Below are 438 nucleotides of genomic sequence, written 5' to 3'. Positions count from 1 at the left end.
GCTAGCTATTGAGTTCTTCAGTTAACAAATTCTAATGGAGTTACATCACTATTTCTTCTTCACACTTCTTTCTGTTGCTTTTGTAGCAAGTGGTCATGCAGCTAATTTATCTCCAGAGGAGTATTGGAAAGTCAAACTACCCAATACTCCTATGCCCAGACCCATAAAGGATGCCCTACAATATTCTGTGGCTGGCCGCGGGTGGTATCAACCAGCGACCAAGGGAGACCTTAAGAAGTTACGCCTACCATTTGGAGTGGATGGCCGCGGGTGGTACCAACCAGCCACTGAGGGAGACCTTAAAAAGTTACGCCAACCATTTGGATGGCTCTACGCAGCCAACGAGGGTGACCTTCAGCCCAAATTGTTCAACAGTGCTACTGAGAAAGATATTAATGAAAATCACCTAGTTACCCCATACTTCTTTGAAACAGATTT

General features: G+C 44.7%; 1 protein-coding gene. It reads left to right on the top strand.

Features of this window, described 5'->3' with window-relative positions; translation table 11 throughout:
* Positions 1–34: 34 nt before the first annotated feature.
* Positions 35–438: hypothetical protein (locus GQN54_RS13970; protein WP_160634190.1), on the top strand; the 404-nt coding region annotated here is incomplete at its 3' end.

Origin of the sequence: Acidiluteibacter ferrifornacis (genome assembly GCF_009909615.1) — a bacterium.
Taxonomy (GTDB): Bacteria; Bacteroidota; Bacteroidia; order Flavobacteriales_E; family Vicingaceae; genus Acidiluteibacter; species Acidiluteibacter ferrifornacis.
This window is presented reverse-complemented; position numbering and strand designations above follow the sequence as displayed.